This window comes from Aquabacterium sp. A08 (genome assembly GCF_011742065.1).
Window position 1 is genome coordinate 1 of record NZ_JAAQQT010000240.1, and the last position, 477, is coordinate 477.

General features: G+C 59.3%; 1 pseudogene. It reads left to right on the forward strand.

Annotated features, from left to right (window positions below):
* Positions 1 to 354: 354 nt before the first annotated feature.
* A pseudogene (locus tag HA630_RS22800) lies at positions 355 to 477 on the forward strand (OmpA family protein); the annotation flags it as partial.

Below are 477 nucleotides of genomic sequence, written 5' to 3' on the forward strand. Positions count from 1 at the left end.
GCTCATGGCGTAATCCAGGTAGCTGCGGCGCATTTCCTCTTCGAGGCTGATGGGCAAGGTTTCCTTGGCGAAAGAGGTCATGGGCGCAGACTTGGGAAGATCGGACAATCCGACATTTTAAGAGGGCCGAAGCCACGGCCCGGCAGACGCCGCCTGTCCTGGCCCCGGTTCTGAATTGTTGCGGCTGGACAACACCCGTCTCGGCAGGTTGCGCTCTGTTACAAGCAGTCGCCCATGTCACATCCGGTGCCTTGCGCTTGTGGCAGAATGAATGTTCCAAGTGCAAGATCGCAGAAATCTTGGCTGTTTAACCCCCGTTGCAGCACCCGCTGCGCCCACATGAAGAGGACATCGATGAAACAACTCAACAAAATCGCCGCGTTGTTCGCCACCGCCGCTCTGGCCACCGCCGCCGGTGCCCAAACCATCGACAACTGGCGCAACGGTTCCGGCGACCTGGTCTGGAAGAACGGCACC